1 protein-coding gene is annotated in these 232 nt (G+C 65.5%); it reads right to left on the minus strand.

Translation table 11 applies throughout. The annotated features are described in order from the left end of the window. Nucleotides 1-232, minus strand: a 232-nt coding sequence (locus ACMUOY_RS20815; protein ID WP_413894607.1) for an ATP-binding cassette domain-containing protein, incomplete at both ends; no start/stop codon positions are given.

Below are 232 nucleotides of genomic sequence, written 5' to 3' on the forward strand. Positions count from 1 at the left end.
ATGCTGCGGCACATAGCCGATGCGCGGCTTGCCCCTTCGGGAGCCGGCCGCGTTGCAAAAGGTGATCTCCCCCTGGTAGGGCACCTGCTGCAGGATGGCCTTGAACACGGTGGTCTTGCCCGCGCCGTTGGGCCCGATGATCGCGGTCATCTCGCCGCAGTGCAGGTGCAGGGAGATGTCCTCGAGCACGGGCAGGCTTCCCAGCTGCACATTCAGGTGCTTGAGCTGCGTG

It is taken from the genome of Candidatus Skiveiella danica, assembly GCF_022705245.1.
Taxonomy (GTDB): Bacteria; Pseudomonadota; Gammaproteobacteria; order Burkholderiales; family Burkholderiaceae_C; genus Skiveiella; species Skiveiella danica.